Below are 21,296 nucleotides of genomic sequence, written 5' to 3' on the forward strand. Positions count from 1 at the left end.
CCGATTATCCGCTCTGGCCCAGCAGCCCATCACGAAAGGCCACATCCGCTGGGCTGCCGAGCTTTAAGGCGGCTTCAACATCCAGCAGCCGGCCGAGCAACTTGAGCAGCCGTTGCGGCCTGACGCCACGCAACTGTTTGCGCATCACGTAAATGCGTTTGGGGTTGCCAATCCCTGCAGCTTTGGCAATCACCATTGGGTCTTGCTCACCGCTTTGCTCCAGCAGGGTCAGCCAGAGCCAACCCCGCAGCTGACTCACCAAGGAGGCCACTAAACGCAGGGGCGGCTCATTGGCTGCCATCAGCCCGTCGATTTGCGTGAGTGCGCCGCCCACATCACCAGCGAGTAAGGCTTCCCCTACGGCGAGGGCGTTGTGCTGCGCAGGCCCCGCTAAGGCTTTGACAGCCGCCACATCAACAGCCTTCTCGCCGCAGTAGAGCGCAAGCTTTTCCAGCTCACCGGCCAGACGGCTGCTGTCGTTGCCGATGGTGTCGGCAAGTAGTTCAGCTGCGGCGGGTTCCAGTTGCAGTTGGGCTGCAGCCGCGCTGCGTTGCACCAACTCGATCAGGCCGGCCCCATCCCAGATCGCTGGCAATGGGAACTTTTTTTCCTCAGCCACTTTGCGCAGCGCTTTGGTGGTGCGAAGCCGGGCATCGGGCTTGCCGGTACTGACCAACACCAGATGACTCTGCTCAGGGATCAGCGGCAGAGCCGACTCCAGTTGCTCAGCCAGCTCAGCCGGGCAGCGTTCGCAAAAGGGGCTGCGCTGCAGCAGCACGACACGCCCTCCCCCACCAAAGGGAGCCGTTCGCGCTTCATTGAGGGCTTGGGTCGCTTGATCAGCGCTGCTGCCATCCAGCCGGCTGAGATTGAGGCTCACCCAGGCCGGCTCAATGATCTGATCAATCAGCTCCTGCACAGCGCGCTCACGGGCTGTGGCGTCGTCCCCCCAGTAGAGATGGATTGGCATCAGCGGCGGGCTTGGACCATCCGATCTTCACGGAAAGCATCCAGCGGATCCAGGCCCTGTTGGGTCCCACTGGGCTGCCGCTGTTGGAGCAGGAGGTGCTGGAGCGTTTGATTCATAGCAGTGGTGATCTGGCCTTGGCCCCGCTGCTGCGTTTCACGCCTGGCGCCTGCACCGCGGCGGCAAGCGACCTGGCTCAAGGGGCTGTGATCCTCACCGACACCGCGATGGCCGCGGCGGCCGCGGCGCCAATGGCGGCACGCACTTTTTCCAATCCTGTCCATAGCGTTTTGCAGTGGGCACCCCCGCAGGCTCCCGAAGGACAGACCCGAGCGGCGCTAGGAATGGCCTCTGCCCTGCAGGCCCACCCTGGGGCGGTGGTGTTGATTGGCAGCGCTCCCACGGCGTTGGAGCTGCTGCTGGATCGTGTGGCCCAGGGGGACCGGGCGCCAGCTTTGGTGATTGGCATGCCGGTTGGTTTTGTTGGTGTGGCCGATAGCAAGCGCCGTTTGGCAGCCAGTGGTCTGCCGCAGATCCGTTTGGAGGGCAGCCGCGGCGGCGCAGGCTTGGTGGCTGCTGCTGTGAATGCCTTGTTGCGGCGCGCTTGGCTAGATCAGCAGGCCAACGGCTGACCCCCTTCGATGCGTTCCAGCACTTGGCGGGCCCGTTGCACCACCGATGGCGGCACCCCAGCCAGCCGGGCAGCCTCGATCCCGTAGCTGCGATCAGCCCCGCCAGGCATGACTTTGTGCAAAAACACCAGTTCGGCGTCTTGTTCTTCCACGACGACTTGGAAGTTGGCCACGTTGCTGTGGCTGCCGGCGAGCGCATTGAGCTCGTGGTAGTGCGTGGCAAAGATGCTGCGTGCCCCGAGGCCATGGGGTGGCGCGCTGGCCAGATGCTCGGCCACAGCCCAAGCAATCGAGAGGCCATCAAAGGTGGCCGTGCCGCGGCCAATTTCATCGAGCAACACCAGGGACCGCTCACTGGCGTGTTGAAGGATGTTCGCCGTTTCGGCCATCTCCACCATGAAGGTGGATTGGCCACTGGCGAGATCATCCACGGCGCCAACGCGCGTGAAGATCCGATCGGCCAGTCCGATGGCGGCACGCTCAGCCGGAATCCAGCTGCCCATCTGCGCCATCAGCTGCAGCACCCCGCACTGACGCAAATAACAGCTCTTGCCGCTGGCGTTGGGTCCGGTGAGCACCACCAGATCTGGTTTGTCGCCGTGACCTAAGGCCACCGAATTGGGCACAAAGGCGCTCTCGCTCAGCAGTTGCTCCACCACCGGATGGCGGCCACCCTCGATCTCCAAGCAGCGGCCATCGGTCAGTTCGGGTCTGCAATAGCCCTGGGTTGCAGCCAACTCAGCCAGTCCAGCCAAGGCATCGAGGCTGGCGACGGCCCGGGCTGCATCGCGGATGGCTGTGGCTTGTTCGCCAACTTGGTCGCGCAGGCGGCAAAACAGGTCGTATTCCCGCTGGTGGCTGCGTGCCTTGAGCTGCAGGATCCGTCCTTCTCGCTCCTTCAGTTCGGGGGTGACGAAGCGCTCTTCATTGCTCAGGGTTTGCCGGCGGATCCAGTGATCGGGCACCGCCGTTGCCTTCGCGCGGCTGACGGCGAGGAAATAACCAAAGCTGCGGTGAAATTGCAGCCGCAGGTTGGGGTTGCCGCTGGCTTTGCGCTCCCGCTTTTCAACGCCAGCTAGCCAGTTCTCCTGCTCATCCAATCGGTTGCGTAGATCATCGAGGTCTTCATCCACCCCGTCGTGAATCAGGCCGCCTTCACTGAGCGACATCGGTGGGCTGTCCACCAGTTGGAAGCGCAGCAGCTCGGCCAGTTGCTGCAGATCAGGTCTGGGTTGCTGCAGATCAGCGAGTGGAGCCGCGCTGCTGCCTTTGAGCAGATCAGCCAGCAGCGGTAAGCGCTCGAGCCCATCAGCCAGGGCCACCAGATCGCGGGCACTGGCGCGGCCAGCCCCACAGCGGCCAGCGAGCCGCTCGAGATCAGCCATGGGCCGCAGCAAGCGCCGCACGGACAGCCGCAGTGGACGCTGCTCCACCAGTTCGGCAATGGCGTCCTGCCGCCCTCGAATCGCGGTGGCATCCAACAGGGGTGCTTCCAGCCAGCGGCGTAGGGCCCGCCCGCCCATGGCGGTGTGGCTGCGGTCAATCGCCCACAGCAGCGAGCCCTGAAACTGTCCATCCCGTTGGGTGGCGGTCAGCTCGAGATTGCGGCGCGTTTGGTGATCCAGCACCAAGGCATCACCGGCAAACACCAGCTGCGGCCGCTCCAACGGCACGGTGCTGCCGGGTTGGCTGGCATCGAGATAGGCGATCAGCCCACCGGCGGCGCGCCGGGCCAGGGGGTGATCGGCCAGGCCAAGCCCCTCCAGGTTGCGAACCCCAAAGCGCTGTTTGAGGGCGCGATCGGCGCTGGCGGCTTCAAAGGGAGTGCGGGGCTGTTGGGTGAGGCCGAGCCCATCGGGGCACCACTCCGCAGCTTCGATGCCAGGCAGCAGCAGTTCGGCTGCTTCGAGTTGCAGCAGTTCCTGTTGCAGCTCAGTGGTTCCTTGGCGCTCATGCAGCAGCAGCTCGCCCGTCGAAACATCAGCGACAGCAAGCCCCCAGCGCTGCTCGTCATCGAGCACAACAGCTGCGAGCCAGTTGTTGCGTCTGGCCGCCAGCATCCCTTCTTCTAAAACGGTTCCAGGGGTGAGGACACGCGTGATGTCCCGCTTCAGCAACGCCCCTTTGGCTGCAGTGGTTTCCAGCTGATCGCAGAGGGCCACGGCATGGCCGCGGCGCACCAGTTCACTGCAATAACGCTCGGCAGCGTGGTGGGGGATCCCTGCCATTGGCACCCTGCCAATGCTTTTGCCCCCTTCTTTGCCAGTGAGGGTGAGCTCCAGCAGTCGGCTGGTCAGCAGGGCGTCTTCGAAGAAACACTCGAAGAAGTCCCCCAGGCGATACAGCAGCACCCGCTCTGGGTGGGCGGCTTTGAGTTCGACGTAATGCCGCAACATCGGGGTGAGCGCCAGCGGATCCACCAAGCCGTGGTGGTGCCAGCGGGGTAATCCCTCGTCGTCGTTGTTGTTGCTGTCCTCGGTGTATTGCGCAGTAGGTGCGGGGCGTCGTCCGGGATGGCTGCGCCTCTGCTTGGGCGTTTCGCTCTCTTCAGCCTCGTCCCCACTGGGTTCTGGAGCGAACAGGCTCCCCTGGATCGTGTCGTCGGGCACCAGGGACAACTGTTGTTCGCCAGGCGCCACGGACGGCTGCAGCAGGAGCGGGGATCGTAGGCAGCCTGCAGCGGCTCACCACAAGCTGTGAACACCTTCGTCAGTTGCAGGCGATCACATGGGAGAATCCGGCGAGCCAATCGACTGGTTGCGGCCACGCCATGCAGATCCTCAACACCCTCACTGTCCTGGCGCTGGTGGTGATGTCGTTTGCCTTGATCGTCGCTGTACCGGTGCTTTATGCCAGCAACGACGAGAGCGGCAACAGCAACCGTTTGATCCTGTTCGGTGGTTTGGCCTGGGTTGGCCTGGTGCTGCTCAACTGGGGCATGAGCTTCTTTGTGGTCTGAAGCACCGCTTTAAGGCGGATACTGGATGCCAGTACGGCCGTCCTGAGTCATGACCGTTTTTGAAGGGCGCTTTACCGATGCCGGCGGCTTGCGCATTGCCGTGGTTGTGGCCCGTTTCAATGATTTAGTCACCGGCAAGCTGCTGAGTGGCTGCCTGGACTGCCTGTCACGCCACGGCATTGATGTGGCTGAGACCAGCAGTCAGCTCGATCTGGCTTGGGTGCCGGGCAGTTTTGAAATTCCTTTATTGGCCAAGCGCTTGGCCAGTTCAGGCCGCTACGACGTGGTGATCACCCTGGGCGCGGTGATTCGCGGCGATACCCCGCATTTCGATGTGGTGGTGGCTGAAGTCAGCAAAGGTGTAGCCGCTGTGGCTCGCGAGAGCGGTGTGCCCGTGATTTTTGGGGTGCTCACCACCGACACCCTGCAACAGGCCCTCGAGCGAGCAGGCATTAAGAGCAATCTCGGCTGGAATTACGGCCTGCAGGCTCTGGAGATGGGCAGCCTGATGCGTTCGGTGCCTGCATGAGTGCTGTGCGCAAGGGAATCATCCTGGCGGGGGGCAGCGGTACCCGCCTGCACCCCATCACGCGGGCAGTCAGCAAGCAGTTGCTGCCTGTGTACGACAAGCCCATGGTGTATTACCCCCTCACCACCTTGATGCTGGCGGGCATCCGGGAGGTGCTGGTGATTACCACGCCCCATGACCAGCCGAGTTTTGAGCGTTTGCTGGGTGATGGCATCGCCTGGGGCATGGAGATCCAGTACGCCGTCCAGCCCAGTCCTGATGGCTTGGCGCAGGCCTTTCTGATCGGCGCTGATTTCCTGGCTGGTGCTCCGGCCGCTTTGGTGCTCGGGGACAACCTTTTCCACGGCCACGATCTGGTGCTGCAGCTGCAGGCCAGCAACCAGCAGCAGCAGGGGGCCACGGTGTTTGCCTATCCGGTCAGTGATCCTGAGCGTTACGGCGTTGTGGAATTCGCTGATGACGGCCAGGTGCTCAGTATTGAGGAAAAGCCCAAGCAGCCGAAATCCCGCTACGCCGTCACGGGTCTCTACTTCTATGACGACACCGTTGTGGAGCGAGCGCGTCAGGTGAAGCCATCGCCGCGGGGGGAGTTGGAGATCACTGATCTCAATGCCAGCTATCTCAATGACGGTCAGCTGCAGGTGGAGTTGATGGGTCGTGGCATGGCCTGGCTCGACACCGGCACCTACGACTCGCTGCAGGAGGCCGGGGCTTACATCCGCACCCTGGAGCACCGTCAGGGCCTCAAGGTGGCTTGCCCCGAGGAGGTGGCCTGGCGTTTGGGCTGGATCAGCAGCGATCAGCTCGCTGCCTTGGCTGGGCCGCTGCGCAAAAGCGGCTACGGCAACTATTTGCTGCAGCTGCTGGAGGTGCCCATTGCAGGTTGAACAGCTGCGCTCGGCGACTGGAGCCACCTTGGAGGGCCCCCTGCTGATCACGCCCCAAGTCTTCGGTGATGAGAGGGGCTGGTTTTTTGAAAGCTGGAACCAGCGCCGCTTTGATGAGGCTGCCGGCGAAGCGGTCACATTCGCTCAAGACAACCACTCCCGCTCAGCCCAAGGGGTGTTACGCGGGCTTCACTACCAGTTGCCTCCTGAGCCCCAGGCGAAGTTGGTGCGCGCCACCTCTGGAGCGATTTTTGATGTGGCAATCGATCTGCGCCAAAGCTCCGCCACCTATGGCCAGTGGGTTGGTGCCCAGTTGAGTGCGGAGAACCACCAGCAACTCTGGGTGCCGGAAGGGTTTGCCCATGGCTTCCTCACCCTCAGTGCTGTGGCTGAGGTGCAATACAAGACTCGTGGCTTCTGGAACAAAGGCTGTGAGCGCGCCATCCGTTGGGATGATCCGGCCCTCGCCATCGCCTGGCCGCTGGAGGGGCTCACGGTTCAGGTCTCTGAAAAAGATGGGTTGGCGCCATCGCTGGCCCAAGCGCAGCAGGCCGGAGATCTGTTCGGATGAAGGTCTTGCTCACCGGCCGTGATGGTCAGTTGGGCCAGGCCTTGGTGGCCTCAGCCCCTGAGGGCGTTGAGCTGGTGGCCACCAGCCGTGCGGAACTTGATTTGGCTGATCTAGCGGCCTGCTGCCGCATCGTGGAAGAGCAGCGCCCGGATTGGGTGCTCAATGCCGGGGCCTACACCGCGGTGGATCAAGCCGAACAGGAGCCTGCGTTGGCTGAGGCGGTGAATGCCAAGGCTCCAGCGGCATTTGCCGCTGCCCTGCAGCAAACAGGCGGCCGATTGCTCCAGCTCAGCACCGACTTTGTCTTTAACGGTGCCCAGGGCCATCCCTATGGCCCTGAGCAGCCCCGTGATCCCCTGGGGGTGTATGGCGCCAGCAAGGCGCGCGGTGAACAAGCCGCCTTGCAGCACCCTCAAGCGCGGCTGCTGCGCACCAGTTGGGTGTATGGCCCGGTGGGTAAAAACTTCTGCCGCACGATGCTGCGGCTGCATGCCGCCAAAGCCGCAGCGGGTGAGCCCCTGCGGGTGGTGGCCGATCAGGTGGGCTGCCCCACCAGCACCCTGACGCTGGCGACGGCCTGTTGGCGGGCGATTGGCATTGGTGCCGATCCTGATGGGCCGCGGGTAATGCATTGGAGTGATGCCGGTGCGGCCAGTTGGTATGACTTCGCTGTGGCCATTGGCGAGCTGGCTCAAGCCCATGGCCTCTTGAGCCAGGCAGCCAGGGTTGAGCCCATCACCACCGCTGACTACCCGACCCCAGCCACACGCCCCAGCTACTCGCTGCTGGACTGCACCGCATCGCGCCAGGCCCTGGGTCTGCCAGCGGTGCATTGGCGCGATGCCTTAGCCGAGGTGTTGGCCCGCGCTCAGTAATCTGCCGCCACCGTTGACATCCGGCATGCCCGATTCGCTTCTGCCCGCTGGTATCAATCGTGTGCTGGTCACTGGTGGTGCCGGGTTCATCGGCGGTGCAGTGGTGCGCAGGCTGCTGAGCGGCAGCGACGCCCTGGTGTTCAATCTCGATAAATGCGGCTACGCCAGCGATCTGGCCAGCATTGAGGCCTTGCCCGAAGCCAAGGGGCGCCATCAGCTGCTGCAACTTGATTTGGCCGATGCCGAAGCCACGGCAGCAGCGGTGCAGCAGGCCGACCCAGATCTGGTGATGCATTTGGCCGCTGAGAGCCATGTGGACCGCTCCATTGATGGGCCTGGAGCCTTCATCAGCAGCAACGTGAATGGCACTTTTGCCCTGTTGCAGGCCGCGCGCAGCCATTGGGAGGGGCTCAGTGAAGAGCGCCGCAGCCGTTTTCGCTTTCACCACATCAGCACCGATGAGGTATTTGGCTCCTTGGGTGCCACGGGGCGTTTTTCCGAGAGCACGCCCTACGACCCCCGCAGCCCGTATTCCGCCAGCAAAGCGGCCAGTGATCATCTAGTGAATGCTTGGCACCACACCTATGGCCTTCCTGTGGTGCTGACCAACTGCAGCAACAATTACGGGCCCTGGCAGTTTCCCGAAAAACTGATTCCCGTTGTGATCCTCAAGGCGATCGCGGGTGAGCCAATCCCCCTCTATGGCGATGGCGCCAACGTGCGCGATTGGCTGTATGTCGAAGACCACGTTGATGCGCTGCTGCTGGCGGCTACGCGCGGTCAGCTGGGGGCGAGCTATTGCGTGGGTGGCCATGGCGAGCGCAGCAACCGCGAGGTGGTGGAGACTATCTGCCTGTTGCTGGATGAACGCCGGCCCGAGGGAGCACCTCACGCCCGCTTGATTACGCGGGTGGCGGATCGCCCAGGCCATGACCGCCGCTATGCCATTGATCCGGCGCGGATTAGTGCTGAATTGGGCTGGCAGCCTCGCCATGACTTCAACGCAGGACTGGCTGCAACAGTGGATTGGTACCTGCAAAACCAGCAGTGGTGCAACTCCGTGCGGCAGCGCGCTGGCTACAGCGGTGAGCGCATTGGCACCCGCGCCTGAAGTGATTGACCGCCGGCAGGGTGGTCATGCATGATCATCCGATCGGCGCTTGAAAAAGCTCCGAATGCGGATGTAGCTCAGTGGTAGAGCATCTCCTTGCCAAGGAGAGGGTCGAGAGTTCGAATCTCTTCATCCGCTTGATTCTTTAAGCATCAGCGTCTGCCCATTGCTGCGGCGGAAATCCAGTTGGGTGTAGAAGCCTTCGCCATTGGTGGTCATCAAATAGATGCGCTCCACCCCTTGCAGGCTGGGATGTTGCAGCAGGGCCTCCACCAGTTGCCGCCCCAAGCCCCGCCCTTGGACGTCTTCTGGGATCACCACATCCCAGAGCACAGCCCGGAAAGCGCCATCGCTGCTGGCCCTGGCAAAGCCCACCAAGCGTTTGCCGCGCCAGAGGCTGGCCACCGCCGCACTGCCGGCCAACATCCTCCGCAGCTGGGAAATGGAGCGGCCCTGGGCCCAAAACGCGTGTTGATTGAGCAGCCGCTGCAGCTTGTAAAGGCCTCGGGTGGGACGCAGTCCAGGCCCGAGTCCCAGCAGCCGGAGCCCCGGTGCACCGGGCGCATGCATTAGAAGCCTTGTGCCGTTCATGGCAACATCCTCCAAAGGCCTCTCCAAGTCCTCGTTCTCCCTTCTGTCACTGTCCCATGCTCAAGCTGCTGCTGGGTGATCCCAATGCCCGCAAGCTGAAGCGCTACCAGCCCTTGGTGAGCGACATCAATTTGCTTGAGGAGGACATCGCGCCCCTCTCGGATGAGGACCTGCGCCGGCGCACCTCGGAATTCCGTCAGCAGCTTGAAAATGCCGGCAGCTTGGAGCGCCAGCGCCCCGTACTCGATCAGTTATTGCCCGAGGCGTTCGCGATCGTGCGCGAGGCCGGTAAGCGCGTGCTTGGCATGCGCCACTTCGATGTGCAGCTGCTGGGCGGGATGGTCCTGCACGACGGCCAAATCGCCGAGATGAAGACCGGGGAAGGCAAGACCCTGGTGGCCACCCTGCCGTCGTACCTCAATGCCCTCACCGGCCGCGGCGTTCATGTGGTGACGGTGAACGACTACCTGGCTCGGCGTGATGCCGAATGGATGGGCCAGGTTCATCGCTTCTTGGGATTAAGCGTGGGCTTGATCCAGCAGGACATGAGTCCGGCAGAGCGCCGCCAGAACTATGGCTGCGATGTCACCTACGCCACCAACAGTGAGCTGGGGTTTGATTACCTCCGCGACAACATGGCCACCGACATCAGTGAGGTGGTGCAGCGCGAGTTTCAGTACTGCGTCATCGACGAAGTCGATTCCATCTTGGTGGATGAAGCCAGGACGCCGCTGATCATTTCCGGTCAGGTGGAACGCCCCCAGGAGAAATACAACCAGGCTGCAGCGTTGGCGTTGCAACTGGATCGTGCTGCTGAGATGAGCAAAGACGGCATCGACCCAGAAGGCGATTACGAAGTTGATGAAAAACAGCGCAGCGTGATCCTCACCGATGAGGGTTATGCCAAGGCGGAATCCATTCTTGGCGTGGAGGATCTCTTCAATGCAGCCGATCCCTGGGCCCACTACGTCACCAACGCTCTGAAGGCCAAGGAGCTGTTCATCAAAGACGTCAACTACATCACCCGCGACAACGAGGTGGTGATCGTCGATGAATTCACCGGTCGGGTGATGCCGGGTCGCCGTTGGAGCGATGGCCTGCACCAGGCGGTGGAGGCCAAAGAGAGCATGCCGATCCAGCCAGAAACCCAAACCCTGGCTTCGATCACCTACCAAAACTTCTTTCTTCTGTATCCCCGTCTAGCTGGCATGACCGGCACAGCCAAAACCGAGGAGGTGGAATTCGAGAAGACCTACAAGCTGGAAGTCACCGTTGTTCCCACCAACCGCACCCGAGCCCGCCGGGACCTGGTGGATCAGGTCTACAAAACGGAAACGGGGAAGTGGCGCGCCGTCGCCCAAGAGACCGCCGAGGTGCACCGCACTGGCCGTCCTGTGTTGGTGGGCACCACCAGTGTTGAGAAAAGTGAGGTGCTCTCAGCGCTGCTGCAGGAAGAGGGCATCCCCCACAACCTGCTCAATGCCAAGCCTGAGAACGTTGAACGGGAGGCAGAAATCGTTGCCCAGGCTGGCCGCACCGGGGCGGTGACCATCGCCACCAACATGGCGGGCCGCGGCACTGACATCATTCTCGGTGGCAACACCGACTACATGGCGCGCCTCAAGGTGCGTGAAGCGCTGCTGCCCAGGCTGGTGCGTCCGGAAGAGGGTCATCGTCCGCCTGTTCCATTGCAACGGGAAGCCAGCAGTGGTTTTGCCGCTGCAACCTCGGCGCCCGCTAAGCCCCCGAGCGAGGCCCGCGCGCTCGGACGCCTTTACCCCTGCGAGCTTTCTCCCGACACCGATGCGGCCTTGGCGGATGTGGCCCGTGAGCTCGTGAAGCTGTGGGGTGATCGCACCTTGACGGTGCTGGAGCTTGAAGATCGCATCAGTAGCGCCGCTGAGAAAGCGCCCAGTGAGGATGCGGGAATCATGCAATTGCGTCAGGTGTTGGCGCAGATCCGCGCCGACTACGACGCGGTGATCTCCACTGAGCAGGCCAGTGTTCGTGAAACCGGCGGTCTGCATGTGATCGGTACCGAGCGCCATGAATCGCGCCGCGTTGACAACCAGTTGCGGGGTCGTGCTGGCCGCCAAGGCGACCCAGGCAGCACCCGCTTCTTCCTGTCGCTGGAAGACAACCTGCTGCGCATCTTTGGTGGTGACCGCGTGGCTGGCTTGATGAATGCCTTCCGGGTGGAGGAAGACATGCCAATTGAATCCGGCATGCTCACCCGCTCACTGGAGGGAGCCCAGAAAAAGGTTGAGACGTACTACTACGACATGCGCAAGCAGGTCTTCGAGTACGACGAGGTGATGAACAACCAACGGCGCGCTGTGTACGTCGAACGCCGTCGCGTGTTGGAAGGCCGTGATCTCAAGAAACAGGTGCTTGGCTACGGCGAGCGCACCATGGACGACATCGTTGAGGCCTACGTCAACCCGGAACTACCGCCGGAGGAATGGGATCTCAGCCACCTGACCAACAAGGTCAAGGAATTCGTCTACCTGCTGCAGGACCTTGAGCCCCAGCAGTTGGCTGGTCTGTCGATGGAGGAGCTCAAGGCCTTTCTGCATGAGCAGCTGCGCATCGCCTACGACCTCAAGGAGGCGGAGATTGAGCAGCTCAAGCCAGGCTTGATGCGGGAGGCTGAGCGCTTCTTCATTCTTCAGCAGATCGACAGCCTCTGGCGCGAGCACCTGCAGAGCATGGATGCCCTCAGGGAATCAGTGGGTCTGCGCGGCTACGGCCAGAAAGATCCCCTGATCGAATACAAGAACGAGGGCTACGACATGTTCCTGGAGATGATGACCCAGGTGCGCCGCAACGTGATCTATTCGATGTTCATGTTCCAGCCCCAGCCCGCGCCGGCACAGGAAGACGAAGCAGTGGTCTGAGCCTGGCTCAGATCCCGCTTCCTTCGAGGAACTCAAGAATCTCCCGATCCCGCAGGCTTTGCGCCTGAGCGGCGGGAGCTTGACCGCCTCGGGCTAGGGCGTTTTCCAGTGCGTCGATCCGCTCCATCAGGTTGCGGATCACTTGGGCTTCTGCATCAGGCAGCTGGGAGTGGGCCAAGGGGTTGATGCGCACGCCGGATTGGTGAATGACGCGTCCTGGAACGCCCACCACGGTGCAGTCGGCATCGACATCGCGCAGCAGCACCGAACCAGCGCCGATGCGGGTGTTGGCTCCCACGGAGATGCCGCCTAGCACCTTGGCGCCTGCTCCCACCACCACGTTTTCGCCCAGCACCGGGTGGCGTTGGCCGCTTTGTTTACCCGTCCCGCCCAAGGTGACGCCTTGGTAGAGCAAGCAGCGGTTGCCTACCACGGCGGTTTCGCCAATCACCACGCCCATGCCGTGGTCGATGAACACGCCTTGGCCAATGCGCGCCCCGGGATGGATTTCAACCCCAGTGACCAGTCGTCCCAGCTGGGACATCAACCTAGGGATCAGCGGCAGGCCCTCAGTCCAGAGGCGATGGCTCAGCCTGTGCAAGCAAAGGGCATGCAGCCCTGGGTAGCAGAGCAGGATCTCCAGCACGCCCCGGGCAGCGGGATCGCGGTCGCGAATGATGGCGATGTCCGCGCGCAGGCTGTGCAGCATCCTCAGGGGCTGGGGGCGTTGGCGCTGCTATCGAGGCCGATCTCTTTGCAGAGCATGTCGATCGTGCTGGCCCCGAGATAACTCTGGGCGCAGTGCACCTGCGGCAGACGCATCAGTTGCGAGCGATTTTGCCGCAAGGTCTGCTCCACCAGCGGCAAGCTGGGACGGTCGCAGAGCACGTGACTGGCTGCGCGGCAGAGGGCCAGCAAGCGGCTGCCCACATCCGGTGAAGCGGTCATCACCAGCAGCTCCTGACCTCGCATCGAGTGCAGGATCACCTCAGCGGCCCGCAGGATGCCCGGGCTGATGCTCACCAGGCCAACGCAACTGCCGGCGCGCAATTCCTTGAGCATGGCCAGCTCGTGGCGGAAGTCGTTGAGGTCAACAGCCACAGCACGCACGCCGTGTTGTTTGGCTAGCTCCTCAACGGGCTGCAGGAAATAGCGGCTGGTGACGACGGTGCCGTTGTTGGAGCTCTCCAGCACGGCTTCCAGTTCTTCCAGGGGCACCACTTCCACCGGCACCTCAAGTTTGGGGGTGAGTTCTTCGGCGATCAGCAGCGAGGCGCCCAGGTCCTCGCGCGGGGTGCTCACTAAAACGCGAGCACCGCAGCGCAGGCGCCAGTCGATTTCACGGGTGAGCAGTTCACGGGCCTGCTGCAGCGTGCAGCCGGCATTGAGCAGTCCATCGATGCTGCGGCGCACTTCCTGATCAATGTCCGGCCGGATGCGATGGCGCGGGCCGCTGGGTGCTTTGACTTCCCGGGGTTTTTGCTGGTCGCGCACATAGATGCCTGAGCCGGCCATGGCCTCGACCACACCATCGTTTTCCAGCTGGCGGTAGACCTTGCTGATGGTGTTGCGGTGCAGGCCCGTTTGCATCGCCAGTTGGCGGGTGCTGGGCAGCCGGTGACCCGGTGGAAAGTGACGCGCCGCGATCGCGAAACAGATCTGGTTGTAGAGCTGGGTCGACGCGGGAATGTCGCTCTCCTGTTGGATATGAAAACGCACGCCTGGGGTGTGACAGCAGATCGACCGTGCCACCGTAGTGGCACATGCCCCGCGTGACAATTCCTGGCGTGTCCTCTGTGTGGGCTTGGCCATGGCTTGGTTAGCGATTTCTGGCTCCCAGGTCCCGCTGCGCTGTTGGTTTGAGCGTCCACCGCAGCCCCGCAGCCTGGTGCTCGTGTTGCCTGAGGTATTTGGGATCAACAGCTGGTTGCGTGATGTGGCAAGCCGGCTAGTGGCGGCTGGCCATGGGGTGCTGGTTATGCCCCTGTTCGCGCGCACAGCCCCTGCGCTGGATGTGGGATACGACGCAGCCGGCTTGGCGGAAGGACGACAGCACCGCGATGCGGTCACCGCAGCTGGTTTCCAGAGCGATGTGGATGCGGTGATGAGCTGGTTGGCGCAAGAGCCTGAGCTGGCTCACCTGCCCCTGGCGGGTTTGGGGTTCTGCTTTGGGGGGCATTTGGCGTGGCATCTGGCCGCGCGGCCTGAGCTCAAGGCCACCGTGAGCTTCTATGGCGCCCGAGTGTCGACCTTCTCCCCTGGAGGCGGTCCGCCCACCCTGCAGCTGGCAGCAGAGATTCCTGGGCGCTTGCTCGTTTGGTTGGGGGCTGATGATCCGCTGATGCCAGCGGATGAACAGCAGGCCATCGGCTCAGCCTTGCGAGCTGCTGATCCATCCGCTGAGCGCCTGCAGTGCCGCATCGCCCCTGCTGCGGGTCATGGCTTTATGTGTTCACAGCGCTCTGATTTCCAGCCAGGAGCTGCCCAGCAGGGTTGGCAAAGCCTGCTGGAGCTATTTGGGCAAATCGCCGAGGTTTAGTTCGCGGCGGCAGGGGCAGCTGTTTTGCCTGGGGGCTTGGCAATCGGCAGCGTGCGCTCAGCCTTGGTGGCTTGCTCGGGCTTGTCCTTTTGCAGCGGCGTTTTGCGGGGTCCCAGAAACATGATCATGTTGCGGCCTTCCCGCTTGGGGGGCTGCTGCACTTCGGCCGATTCCTCGAGGTCTTTGGCCATGCGCATCAGCAACTTTTCAGCTAGTGCGGTGTGCTGAATCTCCCGGCCGCGGAAGATCACGGTGCACTTCACCTTGTCGCCGGCCTTGAGAAAACGAACCGCTTGCCCGATGCGCACTTGGTAGTCGTGGGCATCGATTTTGTAGCGCATCTTGACCTCTTTAACTTCGGTCTGGTGCGACTTTTTCTTGGCTTCTTTGGCTTTCTTTTCCTGCTCGAATTTGAACTTGCCGTAGTCCATGATCCGGCAAACGGGCGGATCAGCTTTTTCGCTCACCAGCACCAGATCCAGTTCCCTCTCGCGAGCCACATCAAGGGCTTCGTCCCTGGAAATCACACCGAGCTGGGTGCCATCGGCATCAACGACCCGCAGCTTGGGGTAATTAATTCGATCGTTGATATTGGGAAGTTCCCGAACCGGCGCGCGGCGATCAAAGCGAGGACGTGGAGCCATTCAGTCGGGTTGGGGGCCGTTCAGCAAGGAACGAGAGACTCTTCAGCCTAAGACCTGGCCGCTGCAATGGCTTCCAATGCTTCTTCAAGTGCGGATTCCGGGTTTAGCCAAAGGGGCTGATGGCGGTTGCGGAACCAGGTGCGTTGGCGTTTGGCAAACAGCCAGGTGCGCCGGCTGGTGAGTGCTTGTGCTTCGGACTCGCTGAGTTTGCCGGCGAGTACCGCCAGGGCTTCGCTGTAACCAATGGTCTGCAGAAGGGGCAGATCAGCTCCGTAGCGCCTGCTGAGCGTTTCGGTTTCGGCCACTAGGCCCCTGGCATAGAGGGCAGCTGTGCGTTGCTCAATGCGCTCTTTGAGGTCGCTGGGATTGAGCCCCAGTTCCAGCACCCGGCAGGCCGGCGGGCAGCGCCCCTGTTGGCTGGAGATGGTTTGACCGGTTCCGTAGAGCACCTCCAAGGCCCGCTGGGTGCGGACTGGATCATTGGGCTGGATCTTGGCTGCGGCGTGAGGGTCCGCCTGGCGCAGCAGCTGATGGCAACAGGACTGCCCCAGTTGCTGCAGTTGCTGACGCAGACCTGGTTGCGGCGGTAGGGCAGGGGGCTGCAGCCCTTGGCTCAAGGCTTGCAAATACAGCCCGCTGCCGCCCACCAGCAACGCGGGCCGCCCCCGCTGTTGCTCTTGCTCAATCAGCGGCTGGGCATGGGAGCAGAACTGCTGCAGGTTGATGGGCTGATCGGGCGTGCTCAGGTTCAACAGCTCGTGGCGGGCCTGCTGCTGCTCGTCGCGCGTGGGTTTGGCCGTGCCGATGTCCATGCCCGCATAGAGCTGGCGCGAATCAATCGAGAGAACCCGGCAATCGAGCTGTTGGGCCAGGGCAATGCCAAGGCTGGTCTTGCCGCTGGCGGTTGGGCCCAAAACCAGGATCATTAATGGGGTCATTGCATCCCCTGCCTGAATTCACCCGGAGACAGCTCCAGGACCGCCCATGGCAGCCGGTGGTAGTCTGAGATGTCATCGGAAGTGTCTGGCAGACCTTTGCTTCTGCACAGGGCTATCCGACGGTTATCAGCATGAGCGAAGCCACCCGTCCCTCGTCCTCGCAGGTTCAGGCCGCCTACGGCGCCGAGCAGATCCAGGTTCTGGAGGGTCTTGAACCGGTGCGGAAACGCCCGGGCATGTACATCGGCAGTACAGGGCCCCGCGGTTTGCACCATCTCGTTTACGAGGTGGTGGATAACTCGGTGGATGAAGCCCTGGCCGGGCATTGCAACACCATTGATGTCTGCCTGAGGGCCGATGGGTCCTGCAGCGTGGCCGATAACGGACGCGGCATCCCCACCGATGTGCACCCCCGCACCGGCAAGAGCGCTCTGGAGACCGTGCTCACCGTGTTGCACGCCGGCGGCAAGTTCGGCTCCGGCGGTTACAAGGTTTCTGGTGGCCTCCATGGCGTTGGCGTTTCTGTGGTCAATGCCCTGAGTGAATGGGTGGAGGTCACCGTTCACCGTCAGGACAAGGTGCACCGTCAGCGCTTTGAGCGCGGTGCTCCCATCGGCAGCTTGGCTTCGGAAGTTGGCGATAAAGGCCGCACCGGCACCTCGGTTTGCTTCAAGCCCGATATTGAGATTTTCACGGGCGGGATCAGCTTTGATTACGCCACCCTGTCGGGGCGTTTGCGGGAGCTGGCCTACCTCAATGGTGGGGTCAAGATCGTCTTCCGCGACGAGCGCCCCGAAGCTGCTGGCGAGGATGGCCAGCCCCACGAAGAGACCTACTTCTACGAAGGCGGCATTCGTGAGTACGTCAACTACATGAATGCAGAGAAGGATCCCCTTCATCCCGACATCATTTACGTCAATTCTGAGAAAGACGGCGTTCAAGTGGAAGCCGCACTGCAGTGGTGTGTTGATGCCTATTCCGACAGCATCCTTGGCTTTGCCAACAACATCCGCACCGTTGATGGCGGCACTCACATTGAAGGCCTTAAAACCGTTCTCACCCGCACCCTCAACACCTTTGCCCGCAAGCGCGGCAAGCGCAAAGACAGCGACGGGAACCTGGCCGGTGAAAACATCCGTGAGGGCCTGACAGCGGTGCTGTCGGTCAAGGTTCCCGATCCAGAATTTGAAGGCCAAACCAAAACCAAGCTTGGTAACACCGAGGTGCGCGGCATCGTCGACACCTGTGTTGGTGAGGCGCTCAGTGAATATCTCGAGTTTCATCCCCAGGTCATTGATCTGATCCTGGAGAAGGCGATTCAGGCCTTCAATGCTGCCGAGGCAGCCCGCCGCGCCCGCGAATTGGTGCGCCGCAAGAGCGTGCTGGAGAGCTCAACCCTTCCCGGCAAGCTCGCCGATTGCAGCTCCCGTGATCCCTCTGAATCGGAGATCTACATCGTTGAGGGTGATTCTGCTGGTGGCTCGGCCAAACAGGGCCGCGATCGCCGCAATCAGGCGATTCTTCCCTTGCGGGGCAAGATTCTCAACATTGAGAAGACGGATGACGCCAAGATCTACAAAAACACTGAGATTCAGGCCCTGATTACGGCTCTCGGTTTGGGCATTAAGGGCGAAGAATTTGATGTCAGCAATCTTCGCTATCACCGTGTCGTGATCATGACCGATGCTGATGTGGATGGCGCTCACATCCGAACGCTGATTCTCACCTTCTTCTACCGCTATCAACGCGAACTTGTGGAGGGTGGCTACATCTATATTGCATGTCCGCCGCTGTACAAAGTTGAGCGGGGCAAGAACCACACCTATTGCTACAACGAGCAAGATCTCAAAACAACGCTCGATGGTTTCGGCGAAAAAGCGAATTACACGATCCAGCGATTTAAGGGTTTGGGTGAAATGATGCCGCAGCAATTGTGGGAAACCACGATGGATCCCACAACGCGCACGATGAAGCGGGTTGAGATTGAAGATGCTGCTCAAGCCGATCGCATTTTCACGATCTTGATGGGCGACAAGGTGGCACCACGCCGCGAGTTCATCGAAACCCACAGCGCTGAGCTCAACCTGGCTGACCTCGACATCTGATGGTCTTGCGTTGGGCCTGGGTGTTGGGCTTGGCCTTGATGGCTCCGGTGGCGTTGCCGGCCGGTGGTGCTGATCTGCGGCATCCCGATCCCCGGCGCCGCGGCTCCAGTGGTCCTTTGCTCTCCGGCGGGCGCGATCAGCTCAAGAGCAGCCCGGCCTCAAAAGCGCCTTCGCTGCTCACCCTTGGCCGAGAGACACCCATGACGGTGCTGCGCCATTGGAACAGCTCGGATGGCCGCCGCTGGGCCTATGTGCAGGTGCTGACTGGCTCGGGCTTAGGCGTTGGTCAGGTGCATAAACGCGGCTGGATCAATGTCTGAGGTTGTCGCCCCAGCTCCTTTTTATTGGGAGGCGATTTTGGTGGCTTTAGGCGCCGTGCCAGGGGCCTGGTTGCGCCTGCGGGTGGTGAATCACTTTGAGCCTGTGGTGCCCCATAAGCACTGGGGCACCTTCTTTGTGAATGTGTCGGCCGCCTTCTTTCTGGGGCTCTTTTCTGGATTGCACACGTTGCAGCTCAAAGCCTGCAGCGGTGTTGATGGCACAGCTCCGCTGATGCTGATCGTGGGTGTTGGTTTTTTCGGCAGCCTCAGCACCTTTTCCACCTTTGTGGTGGAGCTGCTCAACACCCTGCAGAGCCGTCAGTTCCTGCAGTTTGTGGGCTTGATGGTGTTCTCGCTGGTGATTGGTTTGCTGGCGGCAGCAGCGGGATATCAGCTGGGGTTGAGCCATGGCTGAGTCTCCAACTCAGGACAGCCCGAATTTGGATTGGCGCCTGTTGGAGCTGATCCTGGTAGCGATTGGTGCTGTACCCGGTGCCTTGATCCGCTGGCAAGCCGCTGGGGTCTATTTCGGCGATGGCGACAACGTCGTCGTCAACGTGGCTGGGGCTTTCATTTTGGGCCTGCTGGTTGGCCGCGGCGTTGATGCCCGCTGGCAGCTGCTGGTGGGCACAGGGTTCTGCGGTTCGCTCACCACCTTCAGTGCCTGGATGGTGGATTGCGTGGTGTTGATGGCCGCTGGCCAGTGGCTCCAGGCCGCAGGGTTGCTTGGCATCACCCTGGGCCTGGGATTGGGATTTGGAGCCCTCGGCGTCTTGCTCGGTCGGCTGCTTAGGCGGCCAAGGCCGTCTCAATCGCCGTAGTCAGCTCACTGCTCTCTGGCTCAACGCCGCTTTTAAAGCGGGCGATCACCCCTCCGTCTTTGCCCACCAGGAATTTCTCGAAATTCCAGGCGATCGGGCCAGCGGGCTCGGCCTGGGTGAGGGTGTCGAAGGGGGCAGCGTCAGAGCCCACCTTGCTCATCAGCTCAAAGCTGACGCCGTAGTTGCTGGAGCAGAAGGTTTTGATCTCTTCGATCGTGCCGGGCTCTTGGGCGCCGAAGTCATTGCAAGGGAAGCCAATCACTTTGAGGCCCTGCTTGCCGTAGCGCTCGTGGAGCTGTTGCAGTCCGGCGTATTGCTTGGTGAACCCGCACTGGCTGGCCACATTCACGATCAGCAGGACGCTGCCGTTGTCGGTGGCCAGATCACGGCTGGATCCATCGGCTGAGGTCACGCTGACGCCGTTGAGGCTGAGGGCCATGGGGATTGCGGCAAAACTGCTGCGCGACCCTAGGTCTGCTCCATAAAGTTCGGGTGCTTTGCTGCGGCCCAATGTCCGATTCGGCGACCGCGATTCCTGAGCTGACCGAGTATCTGCAGCGTTTGATCGACGCCGGCAATTACGACGCCGTCAAGCAGTTGCTCAACCCGGAGCAACCGGTGGATGCCGCTGAAGCGATCAGCAACCTGCCCACGTTGCAGCAAGCCATCGCCTTTCGCTTGCTGCCGAAAGACGAGGCGATTGAGGTCTACGAGTACCTCGAACCCGCTGTGCAGCAATCGCTGCTGGAGCGCATGCGATCCAGTGAGGTGCTCGAATTGGTGGAGGAGATGTCCCCGGATGATCGGGTGCGTCTCTTTGATGAGCTGCCCGCCAAGGTGGTGCGCAATCTGTTGCAGCAGCTCAGCCCCGATGAGCGCCGGGTGACCGCTGAGCTACTCGGATACGAAAGTGAAACGGCCGGTCGTCTGATGACGACCGAGTTCATTGGCCTCAAGGAATTCACCACCGCAGCCCAGGCCCTGGAGATCGTGCGCCGTCAGGCCAGCGCGACTGAAACCGTTTACACCCTCTATGTCACCGATGCGGCTCGCCGCCTGACCGGCATCCTGTCGTTGCGGCAGTTGGTGGTCTCCGATCTCCAGGCCACCGTCGGTGAGGTGATGACCCGTGATGTGGTGCGGGTTCAAACCGGCACCGATCAAGAGGAGGTGGCGCGGCTCATCCAGCGCTACGACTTTTTGGCGTTGCCCGTGGTCGATAGCGAAGACCGATTGGTGGGCATCGTCACCGTCGATGACGTCATCGATGTGATCGAGCAGGAGGCCACCCGTGACCTCTATGCCGCTGGCGCTGTGCAGGCCGGTGATGAGGACGATTACTTCAAGAGCAATTTGTTCACTGTGGCTCGCCGCAGGGTGGTGTGGCTCGTGGTGTTGCTGCTGGCCAACAGCGGCACCGCAGCGGTGATTGCCTCGATGGATGGTGTGCTGAAACAGGTGGTGGTGTTGGCGGCCTTTATTCCGCTACTGATTGGCACCGGCGGCAATGTGGGCGCGCAAAGCTCAACGGTGATCATTCGTGGCCTCAGCACCCAGAGGCTGCAAAGCCTCGGCAGCTGGCGGGCGATTTGGCGAGAGGCGGTGGCTGGGGCCTTGCTGGGATTCCTGCTGATGCTGGTGGTGATTCCTTGGGCGGCCTATGTCAGCGGCGGCAACTGGTTGGTGGCTTGGGCCGCGGGCATTTCCCTGGTGGGCATCACCACCCTGGCTGCCACAGCTGGTGCCGCCTTGCCCTTGTTGTTTAACCGTCTGGGCTTGGATCCAGCCTTGATGTCGGCTCCTTTTATTGCCACAGCCACAGACGTGGCCGGCGTTTTCATCTATTTGCGTACCGCGATGATCCTGCTGGAACGGTTCTCATCGGCCTCGTGAGACCCCAGAGACCAGAG

At 61.9% G+C, this 21,296-nt stretch carries 22 protein-coding genes and 1 tRNA gene; 15 read left to right on the forward strand and 8 right to left on the reverse strand.

The features are described 5' to 3' along the window. Window positions 1–4: 4 nt before the first annotated feature. Window positions 5–970, reverse strand: coding sequence for a DNA polymerase III subunit delta (gene holA, locus SynMINOS11_RS00390; protein WP_186549062.1), 966 nt, complete (start codon window positions 968–970; stop codon window positions 5–7). Here holA and SynMINOS11_RS00395 point away from each other — a divergent pair. Next, window positions 964–1,599 carry a precorrin-8X methylmutase gene (locus SynMINOS11_RS00395; protein WP_186549064.1) on the forward strand — a complete coding sequence of 212 codons (636 nt, stop codon included), beginning with the start codon at window positions 964–966 and terminating at the stop codon, window positions 1,597–1,599. The two genes, holA and SynMINOS11_RS00395, sit on opposite strands and share 7 nt — an antisense overlap. Here the strand turns inward: SynMINOS11_RS00395 and mutS are convergent. Further along, a complete protein-coding gene (gene mutS, locus SynMINOS11_RS00400; protein ID WP_186549066.1) occupies window positions 1,581–4,238 on the reverse strand; it encodes a DNA mismatch repair protein MutS in 2,658 nt (885 codons plus the stop codon). The two genes, SynMINOS11_RS00395 and mutS, sit on opposite strands and share 19 nt — an antisense overlap. Window positions 4,239–4,369: 131 nt before the next feature. On the opposite strand from mutS, the gene psbZ reads away from it, so the two are divergent. From psbZ to SynMINOS11_RS00435, 7 genes are all read left to right on the forward strand, one after another. After that, on the forward strand, window positions 4,370–4,558 hold the full coding sequence (gene psbZ, locus SynMINOS11_RS00405; RefSeq protein ID WP_011934497.1) for a photosystem II reaction center protein PsbZ: 189 nt from the start codon (window positions 4,370–4,372) through the stop codon (window positions 4,556–4,558). Window positions 4,559–4,607: 49 nt separating this feature from the next. Next, window positions 4,608–5,087: a 6,7-dimethyl-8-ribityllumazine synthase gene (ribH, locus tag SynMINOS11_RS00410; protein ID WP_011934498.1), complete on the forward strand. Its 480-nt coding sequence runs from the start codon at window positions 4,608–4,610 to the stop codon at window positions 5,085–5,087. Next, window positions 5,084–5,974, forward strand: a complete 891-nt coding sequence (gene rfbA, locus SynMINOS11_RS00415; protein ID WP_186549068.1) for a glucose-1-phosphate thymidylyltransferase RfbA — start codon at window positions 5,084–5,086, stop codon at window positions 5,972–5,974. Before ribH ends, rfbA begins: the two co-directional genes overlap by 4 nt. Then, window positions 5,964–6,545, forward strand: a complete 582-nt coding sequence (gene rfbC, locus SynMINOS11_RS00420; RefSeq protein ID WP_186549070.1) for a dTDP-4-dehydrorhamnose 3,5-epimerase — start codon at window positions 5,964–5,966, stop codon at window positions 6,543–6,545. Before rfbA ends, rfbC begins: the two co-directional genes overlap by 11 nt. After that, window positions 6,542–7,420, forward strand: coding sequence for a dTDP-4-dehydrorhamnose reductase (gene rfbD / locus SynMINOS11_RS00425; RefSeq protein WP_186549072.1), 879 nt, complete (start codon window positions 6,542–6,544; stop codon window positions 7,418–7,420). The genes rfbC and rfbD overlap by 4 nt, the downstream gene beginning before the upstream one ends. A 25-nt stretch (window positions 7,421–7,445) precedes the next feature. Next, complete coding sequence (gene rfbB / locus SynMINOS11_RS00430; RefSeq protein ID WP_186549074.1) at window positions 7,446–8,531, forward strand: dTDP-glucose 4,6-dehydratase; 1,086 nt, start codon at window positions 7,446–7,448, stop codon at window positions 8,529–8,531. A gap of 66 nt (window positions 8,532–8,597) precedes the next feature. Next, window positions 8,598–8,669: transfer RNA gene (locus tag SynMINOS11_RS00435), tRNA-Gly, on the forward strand. Here SynMINOS11_RS00435 and SynMINOS11_RS00440 read toward each other — a convergent pair. Continuing rightward, the gene (locus tag SynMINOS11_RS00440) at window positions 8,661–9,122 is read right to left on the reverse strand and encodes a GNAT family N-acetyltransferase (RefSeq protein WP_186549075.1); all 462 of its coding nucleotides are present in this window, start codon (window positions 9,120–9,122) and stop codon (window positions 8,661–8,663) included. The two genes, SynMINOS11_RS00435 and SynMINOS11_RS00440, sit on opposite strands and share 9 nt — an antisense overlap. 56 nt (window positions 9,123–9,178) lie before the next feature. Between SynMINOS11_RS00440 and secA the strand changes: the two genes are divergently transcribed. Then, window positions 9,179–12,019, forward strand: a complete 2,841-nt coding sequence (secA, locus tag SynMINOS11_RS00445; protein WP_186549076.1) for a preprotein translocase subunit SecA — start codon at window positions 9,179–9,181, stop codon at window positions 12,017–12,019. A 7-nt stretch (window positions 12,020–12,026) separates the two neighbouring features. On the opposite strand, the gene cysE is transcribed toward secA, so the two are convergent. Further along, window positions 12,027–12,728, reverse strand: coding sequence for a serine O-acetyltransferase (gene cysE, locus SynMINOS11_RS00450; protein ID WP_186549078.1), 702 nt, complete (start codon window positions 12,726–12,728; stop codon window positions 12,027–12,029). A 2-nt stretch (window positions 12,729–12,730) separates the two neighbouring features. Then, window positions 12,731–13,738 (reverse strand): GntR family transcriptional regulator, encoded by a 1,008-nt coding sequence (locus tag SynMINOS11_RS00455; protein WP_043736386.1) that lies wholly within the window; start codon window positions 13,736–13,738, stop codon window positions 12,731–12,733. A 91-nt stretch (window positions 13,739–13,829) separates the two neighbouring features. On the opposite strand from SynMINOS11_RS00455, the gene SynMINOS11_RS00460 reads away from it, so the two are divergent. Beyond that, on the forward strand, window positions 13,830–14,558 hold the full coding sequence (locus SynMINOS11_RS00460; protein ID WP_255445427.1) for a dienelactone hydrolase family protein: 729 nt from the start codon (window positions 13,830–13,832) through the stop codon (window positions 14,556–14,558). Here SynMINOS11_RS00460 and infC read toward each other — a convergent pair. Together infC and miaA are read right to left on the reverse strand one after the other, a co-directional pair. Next, window positions 14,555–15,202 (reverse strand): translation initiation factor IF-3, encoded by a 648-nt coding sequence (gene infC, locus SynMINOS11_RS00465; RefSeq protein WP_011934508.1) that lies wholly within the window; start codon window positions 15,200–15,202, stop codon window positions 14,555–14,557. The genes SynMINOS11_RS00460 and infC overlap by 4 nt on opposite strands. A 47-nt stretch (window positions 15,203–15,249) precedes the next feature. Continuing rightward, entirely contained in the window at window positions 15,250–16,140 is an 891-nt protein-coding gene (miaA, locus tag SynMINOS11_RS00470; RefSeq protein ID WP_186549080.1) for a tRNA (adenosine(37)-N6)-dimethylallyltransferase MiaA, read from the reverse strand. 131 nt (window positions 16,141–16,271) lie between these two features. Here miaA and gyrB point away from each other — a divergent pair, with 131 nt between their 5' ends. From gyrB to SynMINOS11_RS00490, 4 genes are read left to right on the forward strand one after another with little or no spacing between them, the layout of a single operon-like run. Further along, complete coding sequence (gene gyrB / locus SynMINOS11_RS00475; protein WP_186549082.1) at window positions 16,272–18,245, forward strand: DNA topoisomerase (ATP-hydrolyzing) subunit B; 1,974 nt, start codon at window positions 16,272–16,274, stop codon at window positions 18,243–18,245. Then, window positions 18,245–18,565, forward strand: a complete 321-nt coding sequence (locus tag SynMINOS11_RS00480; RefSeq protein ID WP_186549084.1) for an SH3 domain-containing protein — start codon at window positions 18,245–18,247, stop codon at window positions 18,563–18,565. The genes gyrB and SynMINOS11_RS00480 overlap by 1 nt, the downstream gene beginning before the upstream one ends. Then, window positions 18,558–18,980 carry a fluoride efflux transporter FluC gene (locus tag SynMINOS11_RS00485; protein ID WP_186549086.1) on the forward strand — a complete coding sequence of 141 codons (423 nt, stop codon included), beginning with the start codon at window positions 18,558–18,560 and terminating at the stop codon, window positions 18,978–18,980. The genes SynMINOS11_RS00480 and SynMINOS11_RS00485 overlap by 8 nt, the downstream gene beginning before the upstream one ends. Further along, on the forward strand, window positions 18,973–19,386 hold the full coding sequence (locus SynMINOS11_RS00490) for a fluoride efflux transporter FluC (protein ID WP_186549088.1): 414 nt from the start codon (window positions 18,973–18,975) through the stop codon (window positions 19,384–19,386). Before SynMINOS11_RS00485 ends, SynMINOS11_RS00490 begins: the two co-directional genes overlap by 8 nt. Here SynMINOS11_RS00490 and SynMINOS11_RS00495 read toward each other — a convergent pair. Continuing rightward, on the reverse strand, window positions 19,355–19,825 hold the full coding sequence (locus tag SynMINOS11_RS00495; protein ID WP_186549090.1) for a glutathione peroxidase: 471 nt from the start codon (window positions 19,823–19,825) through the stop codon (window positions 19,355–19,357). The two genes, SynMINOS11_RS00490 and SynMINOS11_RS00495, sit on opposite strands and share 32 nt — an antisense overlap. A gap of 71 nt (window positions 19,826–19,896) precedes the next feature. Here SynMINOS11_RS00495 and mgtE point away from each other — a divergent pair, with 71 nt between their 5' ends. After that, window positions 19,897–21,279, forward strand: coding sequence for a magnesium transporter (mgtE, locus tag SynMINOS11_RS00500; protein WP_186549092.1), 1,383 nt, complete (start codon window positions 19,897–19,899; stop codon window positions 21,277–21,279). Window positions 21,280–21,296: the final 17 nt, after the last annotated feature.

Origin of the sequence: Synechococcus sp. Minos11 (assembly GCF_014279855.1) — a bacterium.
Classification (GTDB): domain Bacteria; phylum Cyanobacteriota; class Cyanobacteriia; order PCC-6307; family Cyanobiaceae; genus RCC307.